Raw genomic sequence first — 22,951 nt, forward strand, 5'->3', positions numbered from 1 at the left:
CTGACGCTCGCGCTGTGCCCATCGGGGCTCCGCCCCGAACCCCGGGCGGTGGCCTGCCGGCCCCCGCGCCCCCGGACGTGAGCCGCCTTGTCATCAAGGTCTCTGGCCAAGTGCTAGTGGCGACTCGTGGCCTGCGTAGGGTATCGCGTGATGATCACAACTACATGAGCCGTCTTACGTCACGGCTTTGCGGCCCAAGCTGGCGACGGCGTCGGAAGCGCGAGCGTGGAAGGCCGTACGAGAGTTGGCCCGGCATCCGGTGCCCGCAGCGGCCAGCCCTGCCACGGCGCCTGCCCGCAACGCGCCTCTTCTGTTGATCGCAGCACTGAGCATGAGGCGATCCTGGGCGTTCCGGCCGCATGAGGAACAGGGGTGTTGCAGGTTCCCGCAACAGGCTTGACCTCGGTTGATGTAGCGAAAGTCAGCGGGGGTCTGGTGATATTTGCATCTGTCGGCCGACGCATCTCCCAGACATGGTGGGCGCCACAAGCTGATCGACGGAGGAAACGGAGTGCCTGGTATGGCCAAGCTCATCGTCTGCAACATCATGTCTCTTGACGGCTTCTACGCGGCGGCGGACGGCAACCCGCTCGTGCTGTCGATGGACGCCGCGTTCGACGCCTACAACCTGGAGCGGATCCAGGCCGCCGGCTCGCTGTTGCTCGGCGCCGACTCGTACCAGATGTTCATGGGGTTCTGGCCCGCCCAAGCGGACAACCCCGAGACGTCCACGGTGAACCAGCAGTTCGGCGCGATCTACGGGCGGATCGAGGTCAGCGTCGTGTCGGACTCGCTCACGGACTCGGACATCGCGTCGTGGGCGGACCGGACGACCGTGGTCAAGCGCGCCGACGCCGAGGGGTGGGTCAAGGAGCTCAAGCAACGTACCAGCGGCGACATCGTCACCTTCGGCAGCCGGATCACCTGGAACGCTCTGCTCCGCGCCGGGCTCGTCGACGAGTTGCACCTGATCGTGGGGGCGAAGGCGCTCGGCGAGGGGACGCCGATCTTCACTCAGCCGGTCGAAGGGCTCACCGTCGCGGAGGTCCGCAGCCTCGACGGCTCCGACAACGTCCTGCTGCGCTATGCCACGACCGGCTGAGCCGGCGGAAATGTGGCAAGAAGCCGAGTCGTCCGAGGGAGATCCTTCGGGCGACCCGGCTTCTGATCGGGTGGCCCGCCCGGTCCACCGTGACGCCACTGCCTCGACATCCCGAATGCCTCGACAGCGCCGGGCCTCGCGATGCGGATCTGGCGGTGCAACAGCACAACTGCTCAGGTCTGGGACGACACCTTCTGAGCCGGCGGTGGCACGATCGGTTGACGTGAGCCGATCTACTGCACGATGATCGCGTCCGCTACAGTTTGCCGATCCCGTCGGATGTCGAGGCCGTACTTGCAGGAGGTGTGCAGCAGATGCGCAGGACCGTTCAGCGGCAAGGCCGCAGCTCTGCTATCACCCACCACCTCCCCTCAAGCCGGAGACATCGTGTCGATTCGCATCACCCCTCTTATTGACCCCAAGCTCACCTCATCCAGCCGGCGCCTCGCCTGGCTGGCCACCCGATCCACCGGCGTTCCCGTCGGGTCGGCTTTTCTGCGCCTGTTCACCAGGGCGGGCCAGGATCATCTGGCCGAGCTCGATCTCCACGTCCACCCGGCCGAACAGCGCGTCGGTGTTGGTTCTCTCCTGTTGACGGCCGCGCTGGCCGCGGCCCGCGATGCGGGCCGACGCTCCGTCATCGCGGAAGCAGAGCCTGGCTCGCCGGGAGAGGCCTTCCTGTCGGCACACGACTTCCGCAAAGTGCTGACCCTGACCTACACGCGACTGCCACTGGCGCAGGCCGACCTCGCCGGCCTTCGGGAGATCGTCAGCAGCCCGCACCTCGGGTACCGGTTGGTCGCGTGGGACGGGATGGTGCCCGACGAACTGGCTGATACGTTCGCCGCGGCCCGCTGCGCCATGGACGACATGCCGATGGACGACACCGACTACGGCAGCGTGCATTGGGACGTCGACCGCGTACGGGAGGCGGTGCAGACGATCGAGAACCGAGGCGATCTGCTCCACACCGTGGCTGCCGTCGCCGAGTCGGACGGTTCCGTCGTCGGCTTCACCGAACTGGTCGTCCCAGGGGACGGCAAGGGCGATGCCCAGCATTACAGCACCGGCGTGCTGCCTGAACATCGCGGGCACGGCCTGGCCCGCTGGATGAAGGCCGAGGCCATCCGGCAGGCCCGCGAGCGCTATCCGTACCTCGATGGCCTGTTGACCGACACGGCCGACAGCAACCGTCCGATGCGCGCCATCAATGACGCGCTCGGCTACATGCCGACCCATCAGAGGGTGACACTCCAGCTCGCCCTGTAGCGGAGCCGTAGCGGACGAGCGTCTGTTCGTCGCTGTTGTTTCGGACCGTGACGTGCTCAGCGGTGATGCACTGATGCGACGGCGTACAAGTGGGGGTCGAATCCGTCTGCCAGGGCGGCGGCCTGGCGCATGTGCACCTGAGCGGCTGGGGTGCCGAGCATGGCCTGGAATGCCTCCGCGGTCTCCCACTGGGCGTAGTTGACCACCCTGGTGCCGTCGTCGCTGGCGTGGATGTTGGCGGCGACGAATCCGGGGAGGTGCTGCATGACCTCCTCGGTGGCGGTGACCAGCAGGTCGACGAGCTCGCGCTGACGGTCGGCCTGGACGGTGAAGACATTGATCAGGGTCGCCACCGGGGCGTCGACGGTGATGGTGGTGGTCGCGGGCACGGCTTCTCCTCATGTCAGGTTCCTTACACGGAGGATTATGTGTAAGGTTCCTGTCATGAGTCAAATGGATGTCCGTCAGCGCGTCGGCTATCTGGTCAAGCAGGTGAGCCAGGCCTTCCGCGGCGCGTGTGAGGAGCGTCTGCGCGAGATGGGCCTGTCCATGTCCCAGTACGCGGTGCTGCGGGCACTGGCCGACGCGCCCGGCGCCCCGGCCGCCGAACTGGCCCGGCGCACCTTTGTCACCCGGCAGTCCCTGCGAGACGTGCTCGCCGGGCTCACCCGGGCCGGGCTGGTCTCCGTCGCCACGCAACCGACCTCAGGTCGAGCCCTGCCGGTCACCCTCACCGATGCGGGTCAATCCCTGCTCGACCAGGCCCACAGGGTTGTGCTCGACGTGGAGGAACGCATGATCACCGACCTCCCGCCAGGCGAGGTGGAACAGCTGGCCTCCCTGCTCACCGCCTGCGCACGAAACCTGGCCTGACACCGCCGCCGGCACAAAGCGCAAATCGGTCTGTGTATTCATGCAGGCCGATTTAAGGATCTGCGTCAGTGGTGAGCACCTCCGCCCACACCGCTTTACCGCCAAGGCCATCGTATGGTCTGCGTAGCGGGGATGTGTTCGTGTCCTACCGGACTACCGGGACCCCGGCTCACGTGGTGGTGAAAGGCGGCTACCTGCTCAAGGCCCCGGACTTGTGCGCGGCACGGATCGCCCCTTGCTCATGCGCAGGATCAAGGCAACCGCGTCCTCCGAGTGGACTGCTGAAGTCAGAACCTCCTGCAAGAGCAGGCCACGAATCGCGGCAATGGTGACGGTGGCCACATCCCGCGCTTCCTTCGTGTCGAGCCCTTCGCGTTCCGCGAGAGAGGCCAGCATGTTGGTCAGGTCGTCGAGCGAGTCGATGAACTCACGAAAGTCCTCTGGGCTGTACGCGGCCAGTCCGACGACGTAGAAGAAGCCGCGGGCACGCGGCAGCTGCTCTGGCCGGGTGTAAGTACGCCAGATCGCCACAACGAAATCGTCGAAGGTGCCCTGCTGGGCGGCCTCCAAAAGTGCCTCGTTGTCACGGGATCGCTGCGCCTTGAGCATGGCGGCCAAGACGCCCGAGAGTGACCCGAAGTGGTATCGCAACAGGGCGTGGCTGGTCTCGATCCGGGCGGCGATCTCACGGAGCGACATCTCCGGCGGGGGAAGGGCCTCGCCGAAGGCGTCGAGAAGCCGTGCCAGGAGTCGCTCGCTCGCGCTGCCCTTGCGTTCCGAGGTTGACAGGATCACTCCCACAGTTTATCCATTGGAAAAGAAGGATTGGCGGTTCCGTGTTGCTTCGCACATGGTCGCAGTCAGCTCGCAACGGCGGAGGATCGACTATGGGACCTGCTCATGTAGTCGGCGCGGCGGTCATCGACGGATCGGGGCGCGATCCCAGCAACCTCGACATCACCATCGAGAACGGCCGCATCACCCAACTCGGTGCCTCCAGCGCGCACGGCGAGCGTCTCGATGCCGAGGGATTGACGATGACGCCCGGCCTGATCGACGCTCACGTCCACCTGGGCCTGTCGAGCCCGATCCAGCCGCACTTCTCGTTTCAGATAAGCGCCGCCGAGATCGCGGCGGACATCTTCGCCACGGCCGGCGCGACGCTCGACGCCGGCTTCACCACCGTTCGCGACACCGGCGGGATCGACGGCGGTGTCGTCACCGCGATCGCGAAGGGCAAGGTCAGAGGGCCGCGCGTCCTGTCGTGCGGCCCTGTTCAGTGCCAGATCGGCGGGCACGGCTACTACGGAGCCGAATGGGAACCCACCGAGCTGTGGAGCAGCCACCACATCCCGGGCCTGTGCGCCCTCTCCATGATGGCGGGCAACGCGGACGAGCTGCGACACAACGTCCGCGAAGCCTTCCGCCGTGGAGCCTCCTTCCTGAAGCTCTGCGTGACCGGCGGAGTGGTGGGCGCACATGATCGACTGACCGACACCCAGTTCACCGTCGAAGAGATCGCTGTTGCAGTTCAAGAAGCTGCGGCACGGAACACCTATGTGACAGTTCACGCCCACAACAACGAGGGCATACGAAATGCGGTCGAGGCCGGGGTGCGCTGTGTCGAGCACGGCACTAGCCTCGACGAATCCACAGCGACCCTGATGGCCGCTCGCGAGGTTGCCCTCGTGCCCACGTTCGCTGTCGTCGAGCAACTGCTGCACGACACCGCCGGAGCAGGTCTCGCCGAGTCGACCCGCGACCGAGCCAAGGGCGCACGCGAGCAGATGACGAAGGCGCTCGCTGTCGCCAAGCACGCAGGAGTACGGATCGGGCTCGGTTCCGATCTCATCGGTCCGGCCCAGGACCGTCGCGGCAAAGAACTCAGCCTGCGCGCAGCCCTCGAGACGCCGATGGAAGCGCTCGTGGCGGCGACCCAGACCAACGCCGAGATCCTCCGCCTGTCCGGCCAGGTGGGTGTCATCACTCCCGGCGCGCAGGCAGACCTCGTTCTTTGGAACGGCAACCCGCTCGAAGACCCAGAACTGTTCTCCGACCCCACCAACGCCGTCCTCGTAATCCAGGCCGGCCAAATCGTAAAGGACCTCAGATGAGCACCATGTGGCAGGGCTGCCTCGCCCACACCGACTACTTTGAGGTGCGCTCCAGCGGTGGGCACGACTACGGCGTCTGGGTCACCACGCCACCGCGCTACGACCCTGCCGCGGCGCAAGCGCCTGTCGTGTACGTGCTCGACGGCAACTGGGCCGTGGGCATGACCGCCCCACTCATCGTCACGCAACTGGACCCCATGCAGTCGATTCAGCCCTACGTCCAAGTCAGCGTGGGTTACGCAGGCGAGGAAGCAGAGCACTGGGAGCGGTTGCGCAACCGCGACCTCGTGCCCCCCGGCGAACCCATCGCGAAGGAGTACATCGATGCGGTGGAGATGGGGGTCGAAGCGGGCACGATGACTCGCGAGCAAGCCGACGCCTACCTCGCTGAATTGAGCGACAGCCGCGGGGATATGTTCCTGAACTTCCTTACCGACGATCTACACCCGCGGATCGAACGCGACTACGGCACTGCCCCGACTGGTCACGGCCTCTTCGGCTATTCCTACGGCGGACTCTTCAGTCTCTACTCCTGGCTCACCAATAGCACCTTCTTCGAGAGCATCGGCGCGGGCAGCCCCGGCATTGTCAATGCAGACAGTCAGGTCTTCGCTCGTCTTCAAGCAATGGGTGACACCCTGCCTGCTACCAAGCTTCACGTGACCTTCAACGACCGAGAGATCCTCGGAGACGTGGCGGTCTACCAGAATCTCGCGAAGAACGCGGCCACGTTCCTTCACCGCCTCACCTCACGCAGCGGATCCGTCACCAGCGCACTCATGCACGAAACGCACGTGACTGGGCTGCAGGCCTCGTTCCTCAGCTACCTCAGGACCTGCCGTGCCCTGTAAGCGCGAGCGCCGCGGTTTGTGCAACCGCCGCGCTGGGTGGCCGCACTCCTCGTCAGTGCCATCTTGAATCCCTGTGCCACCATGTTTCCCTCACCCAACAGTCAGCCGAATCCTGCGCTGACCTAGGCGGAACATCCCTTCAGGGTCATGACGGCGATGATGGCCGCGGGCCTCTGCGAACTGGCTGTTCGGCGGCGAGGACGGTACCGATGGGAAGGGATGCAGCTCGCTGCGATGACGCCAAAGGAGTTGTTTCCGGCGGGCTGAATCCGCGACGGCAGTCGAGTGCACCGGTCCGCGACGGCGCGGACGTCGCCGGCGCGGTCGAGGAACAGCTCCGCGGTGGCGAAGACGATGGGATCGGTGTTCAGGAGCCGGCCCACCATCGAGTCGAGCTGGCCCGGAAGCCAAGACGGACGGGGAGGCCGGCGAGTAGCCGGTAGACCTGAGTTCCCGAACTCGACAACCGGCCGGAACATCGGCATGGTGTCAGCGACCCGGGCCGCCTGTACCGCGCCCCGGTAGGACAACGTCACCTCGGCGAGTGTGGGTACCGCAGGTCCCACTCTCACGACGACGTGGTGTCCGTTACCTGTGTTGTCGAGCAGCCGTGCGCCGCGCCATGCAGCGGTCGGCAACTCGGGGCAGCGGCGCCGGGCCGGTTCGGTGGTGACCAGAACTCCGCGGGTCGGCCCCACCGCGACCACCGCCTGAAGGTTCCTACAAAGCAGGCTGAGCCCGGCGCGTGCGGGCCTGGCGCACATGTGACCGCATTGCCGGCGGCCTGGACCACCGCGGTGCCGCCCGCCGCGGCCAGAGCCACCAATGCCTCTTCCAGCATCCTTGCCCCCTCGCTCGCACATCCGGCCCTGGGACCGTACCGCCACCTCGGCGCACGTGGAACGGCTACGCCGAAAGAGGTCTGTCCACGGCTGTGCCCAGCTCGCCGGACTGGTCGTCGACCTGGCGGACTGAACCGCTGCGAGCTCGGCGGCGCATGAGGCCCCACCGACGGAGGTGAACGTCACGACCGAGATCTGAACCGGGCCGTACACCCACCTGGCCAGCCCGAACAGCGGTGAGTCGACCGGCAGCGGTTCGGGGTCGGTGACGTCGAGGATCGCGCTGAGCCGCCCGCTCACGCATTCGGCGGTGAGCGCGCCGGTGTCGATCAGGCTGCCTCGGGCGGTGTTGATGACCGTGGCGTGGTCGGGAAGCAGCGCGAGGCGGTCGGCGTTCAGCAGGTTCCGGGTCTCGGGCAGCGACGGCGCGTGCAGGGTCACGATGTCGCTGCGGTGCAGCAGGTCGGGCAGCGGAACGAGGGTCGTGCCGAGGGCCTGGGCGTCCGCCTCGGTGGCGTAGGGGTCGCTCGCGAGCACGGTGAGGTCGAAGGACCGCAGCAGGTGTGCCACCCGCCGGCCGGTATGCGACAGGCCGACGATACCGACGACGCGTCCGTAGTTGGACCGACCACCCCCCACAACTGCTTGGCTGCGACGCAGGTCAGAGACGGGTTCGTTGTTTTTTCCGCGATTGCTACCGGGACCCCCAGCCATGAGGAGCGAAACCATGAGCATCCCGACCTTCCGTACGGCAGCCGTCCGCACCCCGACCGGACCCGACTCGATTGAGATCATCGACGTTCCCGTCGTCGAGCCCGGGCCCGGTGAGGTCCGGGTCATGATCGCCGCCGCGTCGGTCAATCCCGTCGACCTCGCGGTCGCCCGCGGCCTCTTCCATGCCATGGGGCTGGTCAACCAGCCCGAGCACACCGGCCTGGGCTGGGACTTCTCCGGGACTGTCGTCGCGACCGGCCCCGGCGTGGACCTGAGGGCCGGCACGCCGGTCGCCGGCCTGGTGGACGGCTTCGACCGCGACTTCGGCACCTACGCCGAACAGCTCGTCGTGCGGGCCGCCGACGTCACCGTCGTTCCCGGCGGGCTGGACTTGATCGCGGCGTCGACGGTACCGCTCAACGGGCTGGCCGCCGCCCAGATCATCGATCTCCTTGGTGACGCACCCAGCGACGGCGACCAGTTGCTGGTGACCGGGGCGGCCGGGGCGGCCGGGGGGTACGTCGTCTCGCTCGCGCGGGACCGCGGCTGGCAGGTGACCGGTCTGGCCAGAGCCGAGGACGAGGAGTTCATCCGGGGCCTGGGCGCCGGGTTCACCACGCACGCGGAGCCGGGCTGGGACGCGGTCGCCGACGGTGCGGCGCTGCAGGAGCGGGGCCTGGCCCTGGTCCGCGATGGCGGCATCTTCGTCGGCGTCCAGCCGAGCGCCAAGCCGGTCGCGGAGCGCGGGATCACCGTAGACGCCGTGGTCGTGCATCCCGACGGCGCTCGACTGGGCGACCTGCTCGCCCGCACCGCGTCCGATGGGCTGCCGGCCCGAGTGCACGCGGTCATGCCGCTGGACCAGGTCGCCGAGGCCCACCGGGCCATGGCCAAGGGCGGAGTGCGCGGTCGTTACGTGCTCAAACCCTGACCAGCTCACCCAGCCGCCGGGCTCCGGATGCCCAGCTGGCTGGAAGGAGGCGATGCCGCGCGAACATGCCCGGTGTGCGGGCCGCGATGTGGATCTGCGGGAGAGCATGCCCGGCGAATGGGACAGAATCGGTGCCGTGCAGTTCGGGATCCTTGGGTCGCTTGAGGTGCGGACGGCCGCCGGTGAAGCGGTCGCCGTGGGTGGGCCGCGCCCTCGGGCGCTGCTCGCGTTGCTGCTGCTCGACGCCGGGCGGCTGGTCAGCGTGGAGCGGCTCATCGACGGTCAGTACGGCGACGACCCGCCCGCCGGGGCGGCCAACGCCATCCAGGCTCACGTCTCCCGGCTGCGCCGGAATCTGCCGGCCGGGTTGGTGGAGTTCCACGGCGCCGGTTATCGGCTGGCGGTGGAGGCGGAGGACATCGACGCGCACCGGTTCGAGCGGCTGGCCCGGGACGGGCGGAGGCTGCTGGCGGCGGGGCAGCACGAGTCGGCCGCGCGGGTGCTGAGGGAGGCGCTGGCCCTGTGGCGGGGGCCCGCGCTGGCCGATGTGGCCGACGCGCCGTTCGCCGCGCCGCAGGTGGCGCGGCTGGAGGAGGCGCGGCTCACGGCCAGGGAGGATCTGGCGGAGGCCGAGCTGGCCCTGCCCGGCGGGACCTCGGTCGCCGAGTTGCGCGAGCTGGTGGCGGCCCATCCGCTGCGCGAGCGGCCGCGCGGTCAGCTCATGCGGGCGCTGCACGCCTCCGGGCAGCAGGCCGCCGCGTTGGCGGTCTACGACGAGGTACGGCGGCTGCTGGCCGACGAGCTGGGGGCCGATCCCGCTCCTGAGCTGGCGGCCCTGCACCTGGCGATCCTGCGTGGCGAGGAACGGCGGGAGCAGGCTCCCCGGCGGCGGGTGCCCGTGCCGCTCAACCGGCTCGTCGGCCGGGAGGAGGAGCTGGCCAGGATCGTCGCGCTCGGCGACGCCCGGCTGATCACCATCGTCGGCCCCGGGGGCATGGGCAAGACGCGGCTCGCCGTCGAGGCCGTCCACCGGGCGGGTCCGGGCCGGGAGGCGGGGTTCGCCGATCTGTCGTCGGTCGACGACGGGCTTCAGGTGGCCCCGGCCGTGCTGGGGGCGCTCGGGCTGCGCGAGGCCGGGTTGCAGGTGCCCGCGCTGGACCGTCCCGACCCGGTCGACCGGCTCGTCGCCGCCCTCGCCGACCAGCCGGCGCTGCTCGTGCTCGACAACTGCGAGCACGTGGTGGCCGCCGCCGCCGAGCTGGTCCGGCGGCTGCTGGACGCCTGCCCCGGCGTCGCGATCATGGCGACCAGCCGGGAGCCGCTCGGGCTCACCGGCGAGATTCTGGTCCCCCTCGCGCCGCTCGCCGTGCCGCCGCCGGGCATCGATCCCGCCGAGGCCCTTACCTACCCGGCCGTACGGCTGTTCGCCGAGCGGGCCGCCGCCGTCCGGCCCGGGTTCACCGCCGATCCCGAGGTGATGGAGGTCTGCGCCGGGATCTGCGCCACGCTGGACGGCCTGCCGCTGGCCATCGAGCTGGCGGCGGCGCGGCTGCGTACGTTCACCCCGGCGGAGATCGCCGACCGCCTGAACGAGCACGGCCGCTTCAAGCTGCTCTCCCGCGGCGACCGTACGGCGGCGGCCAGGCACCGCACCCTCCACGCGGTGGTCGAGTGGAGCTGGAGCCTGCTCACCCCGCAGGAGCAGGAGGTGGCGAGGCGGTTCTCGGTGTTCGCGGGGGGAGCCTCGGTGGAGGCGGCCGAGTCCGTCTGCGGTGACGGCGACGTGCTGGCCGACCTGGTCGATAAATCGCTCATCGAGGCCGACGGCGGGCGCTACAGGATGCTGGACACGATCCGCCTGTTCTGCGCCGAGCGGCTGGCCGAGGCGGGAGAGCAGCGGCGGATCCGCGACGCGCACGCCGCCTGGTTCCTCGATCTGGCCCGGCGGGCCGACCCGTGGCTGCGGCGGGCCGAACAGCTCGACTGGCTGGCCAGGCTCTCCGCCGAGTACGACAACCTGCGGGCCGCGCTCCGGCACACCGTCGAGGACGATCCGGAGACGGCGTCGCGGCTGGTCGCGGCCCTGTCGGTGTACTCGTGGCTGAGCGGGCGGCGCGAACAGATCGCCTCGTCCGCGATGCGGCTGCTCCATCTGATGGGTGACGAGCCGGTCGCGGGGCTGGAAGAGGAGTACGTCATGTGCGTGCTGCAGGCCGTACCGGAGGTGTCCCCCGAGCGGTGGGCGCGGGCCGTGGACATCATGACGACGCTGGACGGCGAGTTGCGGCACCCGTTCCTGGCCGTGCTGTGGGGCATGACGGCGGGCCCGGCAGACGCGGTGTCCACCCGGCGCCGCGGGCGACTGCTCGGCTCCGACCCGTGGAGCCGGGCCGTGTCCATGCTGGGAGAAGGGCTGATCCACCTGCACGGCGGCCAGGTGGCCGAGGGTGAGCAGCGGCTGGAGGAGACGCTGACCCGCTTTCGCGCCCTCGGCGAGCGCTGGGGGATGGCGCAGAGCCACGAATGGCTGGCGATGATCGCGAGCCGGCGCGGCGACTGGGCGGCCGCCAGGCGGCTCTGGGGCCAGGCCGTGGACCTGAACGGCCAGCTCGGCGCGGCGGACGAGCTGGTGGACGTGCTGTGCCGCAGGGCGGCGGGGCTGACGCGGGAAGGCGACCTGGACGGGGCCCGCGCCGATCTCGAACGCGCCACCGAGCTGGCCCGCCGGACGGGCATGTCGCGCGGGCTGCCGTTGCTGAACATGGCGTGGGGCGACCTGGCGCGGTTCTCGGGTCAGTACGACGAGGCGCGGGCCCGCTACACCGCCGTGCTGGACGCCGCCGTTCCCGGCTCGTACGCGACCGAGGGCATGAGGCCATTCGCCTGTACCGCGCTCGGCCGGCTGGCCGCGGCCGAGGGAGATCTCACCGAGGCCAGGCGCAGGCACGGGGAGGCGCTGGAACTGGCGCGCACGGTGGTGCCGACGGACGCGGCCGAGATCGCCGAGGGCCAGGCGGGGCTGGCGCTGCTCGACGGAGCGGCTGAGCGGGCGGCGTACCTGCTGGGCGTGGGGGTGGCGCTGCGCGGTACGACCGTCGCGGGTGATCGGGACGTCGCCATGGTCGCCGCGGCGGCGACCGAGCGGCTGGGCGCGGACGTGTTCGCCGCCCACTTCGCCACGGGAGCCGCGCTGAGCGGCGACGAGGCGCTGTCAGTCCTCGTCGGTTAAGGGGACGCACTGTCAGCCGGTTGTCCTCGGGGTGTCAGCGCGCCCCGCGAGAGTCGGGGACATGCAGAACACCAACGTCCTCATCTCCGGTGCCAGCGTCGGCGGCCCCGCCCTCGGCTACTGGCTCGCCCGCTACGGCTTCCGCGTCACGATCGTCGAGAAGGCCCCCGGCCTGCGCCCCGGCGGCCAGGCCGTCGACTTCAAGGGTGAGGTCCACATGACGGTCCTGCGCCGCATGGGCATCCTGGACGACGTGCGCCGCCTGCAGACCGGCGGTACCGACCAGGCCTTCGTCGACGCGCGCGGCCGGACGCTCGCGGTGATGCCCGGCGAGTTCAGCGGCGGCGAGCTGGAGATCCACCGCGGCGACCTGGCCCGCCTGCTCTACGACAGGAGTGTCGAAGCCGGCTGCGAGTACGTCTTCGGCGACTCGATCACCTCGCTCACCGAGACCCCGGGCGGGGTGCACGCCACCTTCGAGCGCTCCGCGCCCCGCACGTTCGACCTGGTGATCGGGGCCGACGGCATCCACTCGAACGTCCGGCGGCTGGTCTTCGGCCCCGAGTCGGACTACGTCGAGTTCCTCGGCCACTACTACGCCCTGGCCGAGGTGCCCGAGCGGTTCGGCGCGAACGCGAAGATGTACAACGAGCCAGGCAGGATGGTCGCCGCCGGCGGTCCCAAGGCGTCGGCCTTCTTCGTCTTCGCCTCCCCGCGCCTCGACTACGACCGCTACGACACCGAGGCGATGAAGCGGGTCGTCCTCGACGCCTACACCGGGATGGGGTGGCGGACGCCCGAGATCCTGGACGCGGTGCGCCGCACCGGCGACTTCTACCTCGACTCGATCAGCCGGGTGAAGATCGACCGGTACTCCCAGGGGCGGGTGGCGCTGCTGGGTGACGCGGCCTACGCCAACACGCTGGGCGGGTTCGGGTCAGGGCTGGCGCTGGTGGGGGCGTACGTGCTGGCGGGTGAGCTGGCGGCGGCCAACGGCGACCACCGGGTGGCGTTCCGGCGGTACGAGGAGGGCTTCCGCGAGTACGCCAAGGTCTCGGAGAAGGGCAACGCCGGTCCGTGGCTGGCGCCTCCGTCGAAGGGGCGGATCCGGATGCGCAACTGGATGTTCAAGGCGAGCTTCATGCTCAAGCTCATGATGAAGATGGCGGACGACTTCGCCGAGAACATCACCCTGAAGGATTACCCGTCGCTGGTCCGCGACCTGGCCAGGTGAGCGGGCGCGGCGGTGAGAGCACGGCTGAGGGCCCCGTCGGGGGCCTCTCAGCCGTGGCATCCGTCAGCAGGCGGCCTTGTCTGTCGCCGTGCCCTTCTCGCAGGCCGACTCCTGGGCCCGGCCGCGGAGCTGCGCCAGCGGGGAGTCCCCGGTGGACCTGAGCTGCGCCTGCCGGCCGTCGGTACCCAGGAGCTGGGCGGCACGGTCCTCGTCCGCGAGGGGGGCGACGAGCGCCGCCCCCGGCTTCTCCTCGACGAACACCCCCTGGCCGATCGGGAGCTGCACGGACGCCTGGTACGCCTGCGCCTGCGGCGACGCGGCCCGCCGCTTGACCCGGTCCAGGGCGTTGTCCACGTAGAACAGGCCGCGGCCGGCTGTGCCGATCGACTGGCGCAGGCCGTCGAGCGTCGTGCCGGTGGGCTGCTCGACCCGGAGCCGGATCTGTCCCCCGGTGTACCCGCGGCCTAGCTTGCCGGCGAGGACCTTGTCCACCTTGACCACGACGCTGGCCCAGCGGATCGCGGCCTCTTGGCTCTCGTATGGCACGACCCGCGGCGTCAGCGAGTCGTCGTCCGAGGCGTACGCGATGCCCGGCTCTACGCCGACGACCGTGCCCTCGACCAGCGCGGCGGCCGGGCGGAACGCGCCGGACGGCCGGGCGCCGGGGGTGATGTCCTCCAGGGAGTCGAAGAGATACTGGCCCGTCCCACCCGCGTCCGTGTGGAGTTGGGACCAGAACGAGCGCTGCGGCTGCTGACCGGCCTGCGGGGCGGCCTGCTGGGCGCATCCGGTCAGCGCGGCGGTGGCGCAGGCGGCGACGGCCGTGAGGAGTTTGAGGTTTCGCATCGCCGGTCTCCTAGTAGCGGCCGTTGATGTGGGCGACATCATGCGCGCTGTATTTGATGATCTTGTGCGCTCCGGTCTTCAGGCACGACGTCGACTCGGTGGAGTGGTCGAGCCCGACCGTGTGCCCGACCTCGTGACAGGCCAGGGCCTGCCGCTGGGTCGCGGTCATCCAGTCGATGTCGGCCAGATCGTAGCGGACCTCGTACTGGTCGCAACGCCACGGCTGGCTGCTGTCGGCCGGGGCGACGGTCTTGACGCACTTCGAGTACGCGAACAGGTTGTAGCCCGTGCTGGAGCCGTCCCAGTCGAGGCCCCAGTGGTCGACGTAGTACTGGTCGAAGGACTCGACGTCGGTGCTCGGGTCCGCGGTGGTGTCGTGGGCCACGGTCATGTCAGTCTGGGAGTCCAGGTTGAGCAGAGCGGCTTTCACGGCGGTCCTGGTACGAGTCTCCAGGGACGCGTAGTTGTACCAGTGCTTGCCGTTGTCGGCGAAGGGACAGCAGCCGTTGGCGCTGCCGAAGCCGTTGGCGCTGGCCGGAGGCGCGGCGGTGGTGGTGATCGCGGCCGCGAGGATGATCGCTGGCAGGAGCTTTCGGTATGACATGTCATCCGTAAATTGAGGGTAAAGGACGTCCGGATATCCTGCCGGGTGCTTGAGAGGGGATCAACTCGGGTCATCCCCTTCGCCGCACAGCACCGGCTGAATGGCTGGTGGGACTCAGCGGCCGAACTTCCAGCCCGGCGGGAAGATGAGCGCCCGCAGGCCGTGTCCCTCCACCTTGCTCGCCCACTCCTCCGGCGTCGTCATGATCTCGCCGTCGCCGTCCAGGGCGCTCTTGACCGGCGTGTAGCCGAACCCCGAGCCGAACAGCCGCGCCACCAGCTCGCCGCCCCGCGTGGCGGGACCGGGCAGGCCCAGCTTGGCCACGTCGTAGCCGAGGATGTAGCCGGTGTTCCCGGCGACGATCCCGCCGAACTCCCTGGTGTTCTCGCCCGCCGACCTCGTCGGCCGGCCGTGGGCGGCGTCGCTCGCCGCGTCCAGCGTGAGCGCACCGGCGGCGTAGGCGGGGCCGTCGATGGCGGCGTAGTTGAGCGTGGTCAGCACGTACTTCGGCAGGCAGATCTGCAGGATCCGGCCGACGTTGACGCCGAAGACGGCCTTGACCGTCTGGGCCAGCTTCACCAGCCGCGCCATCTGGGCGGCGGCCATCGCCTGCGCCACGCCGTACAACATGGTCGTGAACGGCTGGAAGCAGACCAGCCACAGGAGCTGCACGATCGCCTTGTCCAGCTCGGCGAGCTGCTTGCGCACCCCTTCCACCAGGTCGGCGTACGCGTCGCAGCCGGCGGCGAGCACCCGGCAGTCCTTGGCGAACGCGGCGGGGAAGCCCATGATCCGCAGGATGTAGAGCTGGGCGAAGGCGTCCACTCCCTGACCGCCGTTGTTGTTCCACACCGAGGCGGCGGCGCTGTCGGCCATCCCGGCGACGCCGCCGGTTTGGCCGTGCGGGGGAGGCTGCTCCGGGCCGTTCAGGTCGTCGGCCAGCTCGCGGAAGGCGGCGGCCGCCTTGCGCAGCTCCGCCGGGTCGATCTCCGGCGCGGTGACGCCGGCGTAGACGCGCAGGGCGACCATCGTCCCGGCTGAGGCCAGCAGCAGGGTCGTCATCAGGCTGGCGGGTGACAGGACCCTGGCCCCGCTCAAGGCCGTCGGCGACAGCATCGGCCTGAGGGGGATCACGGGGTGCCCTCCACCGGCCAGGTGTAGACCGGCACGTCCGCGATCTTGATGTCGTCGGCTATGCCCCAGTCGACGGTGGCCACATTGCGGCGCATGGTCAGGATGCCGTCGGCGATGTCCCCGTACACGGCCGCGAAGTCCTCGATCATGCGGAGCATCTCGTCGCGCTTCGGCTTGTACCACTCGACGAACGCCTTGTCGGCCGGCTCGTTCACCGGCCAGCCACCCAGTGCGCTCAGCGCGTCGGCGGCCTTCCCGACGGCCCGCCGCACCGCCGCGGACGCGTCGTCGAAGGCGGGCGCCGCGTGCTTCCTGAGCTGATCGTGATCGATGTCGAGGGGCGGCCGCGACGGCCCCTCAGAAGGGGCTTCTGCCATCGGTCACCGTTAATCGCGAGGACGGAGTCGTCATGTGATCATGCTCACGGTCTGATATGTCCGAAGTGTCTCTCTGTCGTCACGATCACATCTACGCTTTTCCGACATTCGGCGTTCACCGGGTGTTCGCCCGGGAACGCCGGGTCAGAACTCGCATCAAGGGATCTCAACGGCGGCGAACCGGGCGCCGATCCAGGCGAGGATGTCGGGCATGGCGCCGTCGTCGATGCCCATCGCAGTGCCGTACGTGTCATGTTCGAGACCGTCGTACACGCGGTAGGTGATGTGCGAGCCTGTGGCGCGGAGGCGGGCGGCGACCTGGGCATTGATCGGCTCAGGGGTCACGGTGTCGGCACCGCCTTGCAGGAACAGCACCGGGCCGACGACGCGCTTGCGGCCGAGGCTGTTGTCGCGCAGGTATCGGGTGAAGCGCGGGTCGCTGGAGTAGCCCGGTTGGACCAGTGCCGGGCCGGTCAGATCTCCGTAGACCGCGGTGGCCACGCCCAGGCAACCGTTCCGGGCGGCGTCCTGGCGGGACAGGGCGGCGGGGGTCAGGAGACGTCCGATGTCGATCTTCGGATCGCTGTAGGCGGCGCCCTGCGCGAGCAGCGGGGCGAACCCGCCGTACGGGACGGTCGTGGCCACGTGGGCGGCCAGCGCGGGCAGGTCGGCGGCGGGCGAGGTGACGACCACGCCCCGGTAGCCCGGCTCGGGGCGTGTCCCCTGGCGTTCGGCGAAGCCGAGTGCGGCGCCGCCGCCCTGGGAGTGGCCCCACAGCACCCAGTCGCCCGACAGGTCCGGAACCGCCTGGCGCGCGGACCGCACCGCCCCGGCGATGTCCTCCGCCTCGGCGGTCTTGTTCACCAGTTCCGGACGGCCGGTCGTGCCCAGGCCCGCGTAGTCCGGGGCGACGACCGCGTACCCCCGCTCCAGGAAGCGGACCATCTGGTTGCCGTGGTACAGGTCGCGCATCAGCGACGGCGCGCAGTCCGCGGCGATGCCGCTGGCGCCGTGCGCGTCCACGACCACCTTCCAGCCGCCCGCCGGGCGCGGGCGGTCCTGCGGCACCAGGACGACGCCGGAGACCGCCACGTCCCGGCCCCGGGAGGTACGGGAGTGATACAGCACGCGGACGGCCTTGACCGGCTTGTTCTCCACCACGTAGTCGGAGGTGGCCGCCGCGCGGATCAGGGTTCCGCTCGGCGCCCACGGCAGTGGGTCGGGAGCGTCGTAGAAGGGGGTACGAGGCAGGGCGTTCTGCCGCTGGGCGGTCCAGGCCCAGTCGATCTGGCAGGCCTGGTCGCAGGTGTCTGCGTTCGCTCGCGGGCCCGTGGCGGGCGCGGTGGCCAGGACGGCGCCGACCGCGATGACCGCCGAGAGCCGGCGAGCTCCGGCCAGGAAGGCATGACGAATAGACCTCATGGGAGGCTCCTGTTTCAAAAGGGGTGGCTCAGCCGCCGATCCGGCCCGGCGGCGCGCTTATCCGACGGGGCGGCCGTCGACCAGCTTTCCGCTGGGTCCGTAGACGAAGTCGGTGGTGGTGTCCATGATGAACTCCATCGGGAAGCCCAGGTCGATCGAGGCGGCCTGCTCCAGCCGCTGCACCGCCTCTTCTGGCAGTTCCAGGTCGATGGCGGCGAGGTTGTCGGTCAGCTGGTCCAGGGTGCGGGCGCCCAGGATCGGGTGGATCCAGGGCCGGTGCGCCCGCGTCCACGCGATGGCGACCTGCGAGGAGGAGACACCGAGCTCGTCGGCCACGGCGTCCACCGTGCGCGCGATGCTCAGGTCACGTTCGGAGATGGTGGCGCGGTCGACCCGGGACGGACCGTCGGCACCGGACCGGGTGAACTTGCCGGACAGGACGCCGCCGGCCAGGGGCGACCATGCGGCCACCGACAGCTCCAGAGCGGCGGCCATGGGCAGCAACTCGCGCTCGATGTCGCGTTTGACCAGGCTGTAGGGCAGCTGGAGGCCGGCGAACGGCGTCCAGCCGCGGAACTCGGCGATGGTGTTCGCGCGGGAGATCAGCCAGGCGGGCGCGTCGGAGATTCCGACATACAGCACCTTCCCGGCCCGTACGAGATCGTCCAGAGCCCGCATGGTCTCCTCGATGGGTGTGCTGGGGTCCCAGATGTGCACCCACAGCAGGTCGATGTAGTCGGTGCCCAGCCGGCGCAGGCTGGCCTCGACCGAACGGACCAGGTTCTTGCGGTGGTTGCCGCCGGCGTTGGGGTCGGTGCCGTCCATGGTCAGGGTGTACTTCGTGGACAGCACGAAGCGGTCGCGGTCGGTGCCGAGCAGTTCCCCGACGATCTGCTCGCTGCTGCCCTCGGTGTAGCGGTTGGCGGTGTCGATCACGTTCCCGCCGGCTTCGGCATAGGCGGCGAACATCTTGCGGCACTCCTCGATGGAGGCGCCCCATCCCCAGTCCTGCCCGAAGGTCATCGTGCCAAGGAACGCCTCAGACACCCTCAAACCGGTGCGACCAAGCAGTCGGTACCGCATCACATAATCTCCTTCACATTCGCGCCAAGTTGGCGACGCGAAGGAACCTATCGACCGTGATCGGCATCCGTATTGCACGTTCTTGCCCCGCCAGGATCAGCGCGAGGTCCAGGTCGTGCCTCGATAGGTCGACTGATATATGGCCGGGGTCATCCCATAGGCTCGCGCGAACACCCGGGTCAGGTGGGGTTGGTCGTGGAATCCCGTCTCGTACGCGACCTCGGCGATCCCCGCGCCGCGCCGGAGCAACTCCCTGGCCCGATCCAGCCGGAGACGCAGGTGCAGCTTGTGCGGCGGCAGACCGAACCGCGCCGTGCACGCGCGGACGAGCCGATACTTGCTGAGGTCCGCGATCGCGCTGAGTTCGTCCAGCGTCACGTTGCGGGAGAGGTTCGCCCGCAGATACTCGCGTACGAGTTCGGGGGCCCGCTGCCTGGTGTCCCTCCCGCCCTCGGGATCGTAGGCGTGCCGAGCCAGCGCGGCGACGAACTCCAGCACCCCCGTCTCCTGCCGCAGCGCCGAACCGGCTTGCCCCTGCGGCAGGTAGAGAGAGCTGTGTACGGACCGGAAGCGGCCGGCCAGCCCGCCGTCCCGGATCACCGGGTCCCCGTAGCGCACGGCGTCAGGCGCGGCGACCTCGGCGATCAAGGATGGTGACACGCACATGATCTGCCAGTGCGCCGACCCGGGATCATCCGGCTGCCCGGAATGGGCGTCATCCGGATGGAGAGCGAGTAATTGGCCGGGAGCGGCGTGGAATGTCGTGCCACGTCTGCGTACGGTGAAACCGGAGTCGAGCACGAGAACCACTTTGAGCTCTTCATGGACGTTGCCGCTGTAGGACTGCGCCTGCCCATCCACGACCACGACGTCCGGCACGTCCTCGGACACCCGTGGGACTTCTAACTGAGCCACACCTGACACGGCCACAACCTTAGTCAACGGCACTTTGATCGCAGGATCCTCAGGTTTCTGGATCTCATCGCATTCTGGAAGAATCTCCATGACAGGCGACGGACCGGAGGACTGATGGCCGAAGGACCCGGCGAGGCACGTGCGGAGGAGCCTGCGGTCAAGCGCAGGAGGCCCCGCGCGGGTAGCGGGGAGTCGCTCGGCGATCAGGCGTACGAGCACATACGCGCCGCGATCCTCCAGGGCGAATACCGGCCCAACCAGCGGCTTCCGGAAGACGAGGTGGCGGCGCGGCTCAACAGCAGCCGCACCCCCGTACGCGTCGCGCTGATGCGGCTGGTCGACCAGGGGCTGGTCGTCCGGGAGCGGCAGGGCTGGGTGGTGCGCGAGCACACGCCGGACGAGATCCGCGAGATCTACGAGGTGCGGTGCGCCCTTGAGTCGATGGCCACCGGGCTGGCCGCCGTGCGCGCGTCCGAGGAGCAACTGGACACGATCGCCGCGTTCTACGACGGGCCGATGGCGGATTTCATCCAGCGCCCGCGGGCCGAGCTGGGGCGGATGAACCGCGACTTCCACGAGGCCATCGTGCGGGCCTCGGGCAACGGCCGGCTGCTGGACGAATGGCTGCGCAACCGCGACTTCGGCATCACGTACAACATGGCCGTCCTCTTCACCCCGGACGAGGTGGTCACGTGTGTGGCGGGCCATCAGCGCATCGTCGAGGCGCTGACGAACCGCGACCGTGAGGGCGCGGAGCGGCAGGCGCGGATCCACGTCGAGGACGTCCAGGCCGCGGCCTGCCGCCGGCTCGACGCCCTGCGGACGTCCGCCGGGCTGTACCTGTCCTGAAGGCCCGGTCACGGCGATGAGCGGAGATGGGTGCGCTCTCCGTCGTGCTCCAGGATGGTCAGGATCTCGGCCGGGCCGTCGTGGGCGCCGAAGGCGTGGGGGATCATGGTCGAGAACTCCGCCGCCTGACCGGCCTCGACCACGATGGTCCGCTCCCCCAGCAGCAGTACGACGGCTCCCGACAGAACGGTGAACCAGTCCCTGCCGGGGTGGACCTTCAGCTCGGCGGGGTCCCTCGGGGGCGGCTTGGTGAGGCGCATCTTGGCCACGGTCATGCCGTTCGGCCCCGGCTCCCGGCTCAGCGTCCAGATGGTCATCCCCCGCGCCTCGTTGCGCTGGGGCCTGATCACCACATCGTCGTCGGTGACCGACTCGACGAGGTGGTCGAGGGTGGTCTCCAGGGCGCGGGCGATCGCGGTCAGCTGGTCGAGGCTGATGCGCCGGTGGCCCGTCTCGATCCGGCTCAGGGTGGAGGGGCTGAGGTAGCAGCGGGCCGCCAGGTCGTCGAGTGACCAGCCGCGGGCCGTACGCAGGCCCCTGATCCGCTTGCGGACCAAGCCGTCGAGATCTCCGTCTTGCTTCATACGCAAGACCTTATGCCAGAGGAGCAAGGTGGACATAGTCTCCGAACATGGCAACCCACCACGACCACTCCACGGCCGGATCCGACGACGCCGTGATGACCGAACTGCTGGATCTCGACGCGGAGGTGCTGCACGCGTACCTGTCCGAGGTGACCGCCTGGGTCCACCAGCTCGCCGGCGACCCGGCCCCCAGCCATCTCCTCGACCTCGGCAGCGGAACCGGCACCGGCACGTTCGCCCTGCTGGAGCGCTTCGCGAAGGCCGAGGTGACCGCGCTGGACATGTCCGCGCCCTATCTGCACCACCTCCGGAACAAGGCTGATGAACGGGGCGTGGCCCACCGTGTCCGCACCGTTCAGGCGGATCTGGACGCGACCTGGCCCGATCTCGACCCCGTCGACCTCGTGTGGGCGGCCTCGTCCTTGCACCACATGGCGGACCCCGTCCGCACGCTCACCGACGTCCGCACGGCGCTCCGCCCCGGCGGGCTGCTCGTGGCGGTCGAGATCGACTCCTTCCCGCGCTTCCTGCCCGATGACCTCGGCATCGGCCGCCCCGGACTCGAAGCGCGCTGCCACGCCGCAATGGCCGAGGAGCGCAGCGCCCGGCTCCCGCATATGGGCGCCGACTGGGGCCCACTCCTGACCAGGGCCGGGTTCACCGTCGAGACCGAACGGGTCTTCACCGTCGACCTGACGCCCCCTCTGCCCGCCGCCACCGGCCGCTACGCCCAGCTGTCCCTGCGACGCCTGCGAACCGGGCTGGGCGAGCGGCTGAGCGCCGACGACCTGGCCGCACTCGACGCCCTTCTCGACGACGAAAGGCCCGACGGCATCCTGCGGAGGGGCGACCTTCCCGTCCGCACCACGAGGACCGCCTGGGCGGCACGACGCCCATAGCCGGTTGACCCACCACGCTCCCGGACAGGTCGGGAGCGTGGTGGGTCAACCGGTTGCGGCGGAAATGGTGCCTCTTGAGCAATTGGATCCAAATTTGTACCCTACGTTGCATGCAATCTTCGAAGCGCTCCTCGTCGGTCGGCCCGCGGACTGAGGCGATCACCACGACGGAGCCCGGCGATGCCGCCCGTGGCGCGGTGCTCCTGCCGTCGCTGCCCGGCAAGCCCGAATTGACCCCCGAAACCGCCCAGGTGATCGAGGAGGTACCGGGCTACCTGGGCGTACCGTTCGTCAGCCCGATCTTCCAGGCGCTCGCGAACTACCCTGACTACCTCGTCCCGGCCTGGAACCGGTTCAAGCCGATCATCGGTTCACCCGAGTTCAAGCAGGCCGCGGCGGGGCTGGGCGTGCCGGCCGGGCTACTGCCCGCGCCGGAGGAGTCGTTGGCGGCCGGTGACATCCGCCGTTACACGATCACGTTCCACCGGCTGCTGCCCGAGATCCTCCTGCTGGCCTCGTGCTGGTACCGAGGGCTGACCGTGGGCGCCCCCGCGACCCTCGCGCTCGACGGCACCACCCCCGATCCGGGCCCGCGTGGCGTCGCCCCGGAAGCGGTCAACATCGTGCCGGACGGCACTCCGCCCGGCGAGGAACTGGCGCGGGTGTACGAGGAGATCCGCGCCGTGCACGGTCATCCCCGGGTGCTGAGCTACTACCGCGCGATCGGCGGCTTCATGCCGCAGGTATGGCGGCGGCTGGAGCCGATCGCCCGCAGCGCGGAGTACGCCGAGGCGCGCGAGCAGGTGCTGGCCGACACCGCCGCCGCTGCCGCCCGCCTGCCCGTCCCGGTGATCGACACGGCTCACGCGGACGAGGTGGCGGCCATACTCGCGGTGTTCCGGGTCCGGCTGATCCCGTCGCTACTGCTCGACACGGCGGTCGTTCTCGCGCTTCTGGGGGAGAACGCGGCGATCGTCACCACCTGACCCTCAGGCCGTGTCTCCGAGAGCACCGGCCGACCCGGGCCGCTGACCAGGCCCGGGACGCCGACCAGACCCGGGCTCGGGGCACTGGCCGGG

At 69.6% G+C, this 22,951-nt stretch carries 22 protein-coding genes; 11 read left to right on the forward strand and 11 right to left on the reverse strand.

Features of this window, described 5'->3' with window-relative positions; genetic code table 11:
- The first annotated feature begins 520 nt into the window (after window positions 1–520).
- Window positions 521–1,102: a dihydrofolate reductase family protein gene (locus tag AB0B64_RS02675; protein WP_358174130.1), complete on the forward strand. Its 582-nt coding sequence runs from the start codon at window positions 521–523 to the stop codon at window positions 1,100–1,102.
- Between the two features lie 387 nt (window positions 1,103–1,489).
- Window positions 1,490–2,371, forward strand: coding sequence for a GNAT family N-acetyltransferase (locus tag AB0B64_RS02680; protein WP_357947613.1), 882 nt, complete (start codon window positions 1,490–1,492; stop codon window positions 2,369–2,371).
- Window positions 2,372–2,427: 56 nt separating this feature from the next.
- On the opposite strand, the gene AB0B64_RS02685 is transcribed toward AB0B64_RS02680, so the two are convergent.
- The gene (locus tag AB0B64_RS02685) at window positions 2,428–2,760 is read right to left on the reverse strand and encodes an antibiotic biosynthesis monooxygenase family protein (protein ID WP_357947610.1); all 333 of its coding nucleotides are present in this window, start codon (window positions 2,758–2,760) and stop codon (window positions 2,428–2,430) included.
- 55 nt (window positions 2,761–2,815) lie between these two features.
- On the opposite strand from AB0B64_RS02685, the gene AB0B64_RS02690 reads away from it, so the two are divergent.
- On the forward strand, window positions 2,816–3,244 hold the full coding sequence (locus tag AB0B64_RS02690) for a MarR family transcriptional regulator (RefSeq protein ID WP_358174133.1): 429 nt from the start codon (window positions 2,816–2,818) through the stop codon (window positions 3,242–3,244).
- 198 nt (window positions 3,245–3,442) lie between these two features.
- On the opposite strand, the gene AB0B64_RS02695 is transcribed toward AB0B64_RS02690, so the two are convergent.
- Window positions 3,443–4,039: a TetR/AcrR family transcriptional regulator gene (locus AB0B64_RS02695; protein ID WP_358174136.1), complete on the reverse strand. Its 597-nt coding sequence runs from the start codon at window positions 4,037–4,039 to the stop codon at window positions 3,443–3,445.
- A 92-nt stretch (window positions 4,040–4,131) separates the two neighbouring features.
- Here AB0B64_RS02695 and AB0B64_RS02700 point away from each other — a divergent pair, with 92 nt between their 5' ends.
- Both AB0B64_RS02700 and AB0B64_RS02705 read left to right on the forward strand, forming a co-directional pair.
- Window positions 4,132–5,358, forward strand: a complete 1,227-nt coding sequence (locus AB0B64_RS02700) for an amidohydrolase family protein (RefSeq protein WP_358174138.1) — start codon at window positions 4,132–4,134, stop codon at window positions 5,356–5,358.
- Entirely contained in the window at window positions 5,355–6,209 is an 855-nt protein-coding gene (locus tag AB0B64_RS02705; RefSeq protein ID WP_358174141.1) for an alpha/beta hydrolase-fold protein, read from the forward strand. The genes AB0B64_RS02700 and AB0B64_RS02705 overlap by 4 nt, the downstream gene beginning before the upstream one ends.
- A 122-nt stretch (window positions 6,210–6,331) precedes the next feature.
- Here the strand turns inward: AB0B64_RS02705 and AB0B64_RS02710 are convergent, their stop codons facing one another.
- Window positions 6,332–7,891 (reverse strand): NAD(P)-dependent oxidoreductase, encoded by a 1,560-nt coding sequence (locus AB0B64_RS02710; RefSeq protein WP_358174144.1) that lies wholly within the window; start codon window positions 7,889–7,891, stop codon window positions 6,332–6,334.
- Between AB0B64_RS02710 and AB0B64_RS02715 the strand changes: the two genes are divergently transcribed.
- The 3 genes from AB0B64_RS02715 (at window position 7,779) to AB0B64_RS02725 (ending at window position 13,159) form a co-directional block, all read left to right on the forward strand.
- Entirely contained in the window at window positions 7,779–8,696 is a 918-nt protein-coding gene (locus tag AB0B64_RS02715) for an NADP-dependent oxidoreductase (protein ID WP_358174147.1), read from the forward strand. The genes AB0B64_RS02710 and AB0B64_RS02715 overlap by 113 nt on opposite strands.
- 52 nt (window positions 8,697–8,748) lie before the next feature.
- Entirely contained in the window at window positions 8,749–11,925 is a 3,177-nt protein-coding gene (locus AB0B64_RS02720; protein ID WP_358174150.1) for a BTAD domain-containing putative transcriptional regulator, read from the forward strand.
- Window positions 11,926–11,986: 61 nt separating this feature from the next.
- A complete protein-coding gene (locus tag AB0B64_RS02725) occupies window positions 11,987–13,159 on the forward strand; it encodes an FAD-dependent monooxygenase (protein ID WP_358174153.1) in 1,173 nt (390 codons plus the stop codon).
- 63 nt (window positions 13,160–13,222) lie between these two features.
- Here AB0B64_RS02725 and AB0B64_RS02730 read toward each other — a convergent pair whose 3' ends face one another.
- From AB0B64_RS02730 to AB0B64_RS02760, 7 genes are all read right to left on the reverse strand, one after another.
- Complete coding sequence (locus tag AB0B64_RS02730; RefSeq protein WP_357947586.1) at window positions 13,223–14,005, reverse strand: hypothetical protein; 783 nt, start codon at window positions 14,003–14,005, stop codon at window positions 13,223–13,225.
- Window positions 14,006–14,015: 10 nt separating this feature from the next.
- The gene (locus AB0B64_RS02735) at window positions 14,016–14,609 is read right to left on the reverse strand and encodes a matrixin family metalloprotease (RefSeq protein WP_357947583.1); all 594 of its coding nucleotides are present in this window, start codon (window positions 14,607–14,609) and stop codon (window positions 14,016–14,018) included.
- Between the two features lie 114 nt (window positions 14,610–14,723).
- Window positions 14,724–15,743 (reverse strand): hypothetical protein, encoded by a 1,020-nt coding sequence (locus AB0B64_RS02740; RefSeq protein ID WP_358174156.1) that lies wholly within the window; start codon window positions 15,741–15,743, stop codon window positions 14,724–14,726.
- On the reverse strand, window positions 15,740–16,120 hold the full coding sequence (locus AB0B64_RS02745) for a hypothetical protein (protein ID WP_358174158.1): 381 nt from the start codon (window positions 16,118–16,120) through the stop codon (window positions 15,740–15,742). Before AB0B64_RS02745 ends, AB0B64_RS02740 begins: the two co-directional genes overlap by 4 nt.
- Before the next feature lie 156 nt (window positions 16,121–16,276).
- The gene (locus tag AB0B64_RS02750) at window positions 16,277–17,542 is read right to left on the reverse strand and encodes an alpha/beta fold hydrolase (protein WP_358174161.1); all 1,266 of its coding nucleotides are present in this window, start codon (window positions 17,540–17,542) and stop codon (window positions 16,277–16,279) included.
- 57 nt (window positions 17,543–17,599) lie between these two features.
- Window positions 17,600–18,589: an aldo/keto reductase gene (locus AB0B64_RS02755; protein ID WP_358174163.1), complete on the reverse strand. Its 990-nt coding sequence runs from the start codon at window positions 18,587–18,589 to the stop codon at window positions 17,600–17,602.
- 132 nt (window positions 18,590–18,721) lie between these two features.
- The gene (locus AB0B64_RS02760) at window positions 18,722–19,516 is read right to left on the reverse strand and encodes an AraC family transcriptional regulator (RefSeq protein WP_358174165.1); all 795 of its coding nucleotides are present in this window, start codon (window positions 19,514–19,516) and stop codon (window positions 18,722–18,724) included.
- 138 nt (window positions 19,517–19,654) lie between these two features.
- On the opposite strand from AB0B64_RS02760, the gene AB0B64_RS02765 reads away from it, so the two are divergent.
- Window positions 19,655–20,389, forward strand: coding sequence for a GntR family transcriptional regulator (locus tag AB0B64_RS02765; RefSeq protein ID WP_357947565.1), 735 nt, complete (start codon window positions 19,655–19,657; stop codon window positions 20,387–20,389).
- Window positions 20,390–20,397: 8 nt separating this feature from the next.
- On the opposite strand, the gene AB0B64_RS02770 is transcribed toward AB0B64_RS02765, so the two are convergent.
- Window positions 20,398–20,973 carry an XRE family transcriptional regulator gene (locus AB0B64_RS02770; RefSeq protein WP_357947562.1) on the reverse strand — a complete coding sequence of 192 codons (576 nt, stop codon included), beginning with the start codon at window positions 20,971–20,973 and terminating at the stop codon, window positions 20,398–20,400.
- 47 nt (window positions 20,974–21,020) lie between these two features.
- Between AB0B64_RS02770 and AB0B64_RS02775 the strand changes: the two genes are divergently transcribed.
- Both AB0B64_RS02775 and AB0B64_RS02780 read left to right on the forward strand, forming a co-directional pair.
- Entirely contained in the window at window positions 21,021–21,872 is an 852-nt protein-coding gene (locus AB0B64_RS02775; protein ID WP_358174168.1) for a class I SAM-dependent methyltransferase, read from the forward strand.
- Window positions 21,873–21,982: 110 nt separating this feature from the next.
- Window positions 21,983–22,858: a hypothetical protein gene (locus AB0B64_RS02780; RefSeq protein WP_358174171.1), complete on the forward strand. Its 876-nt coding sequence runs from the start codon at window positions 21,983–21,985 to the stop codon at window positions 22,856–22,858.
- Window positions 22,859–22,951: the final 93 nt, after the last annotated feature.

Source organism: Nonomuraea sp. NPDC049129, assembly GCF_040648495.1.
Classification (GTDB): domain Bacteria; phylum Actinomycetota; class Actinomycetes; order Streptosporangiales; family Streptosporangiaceae; genus Nonomuraea.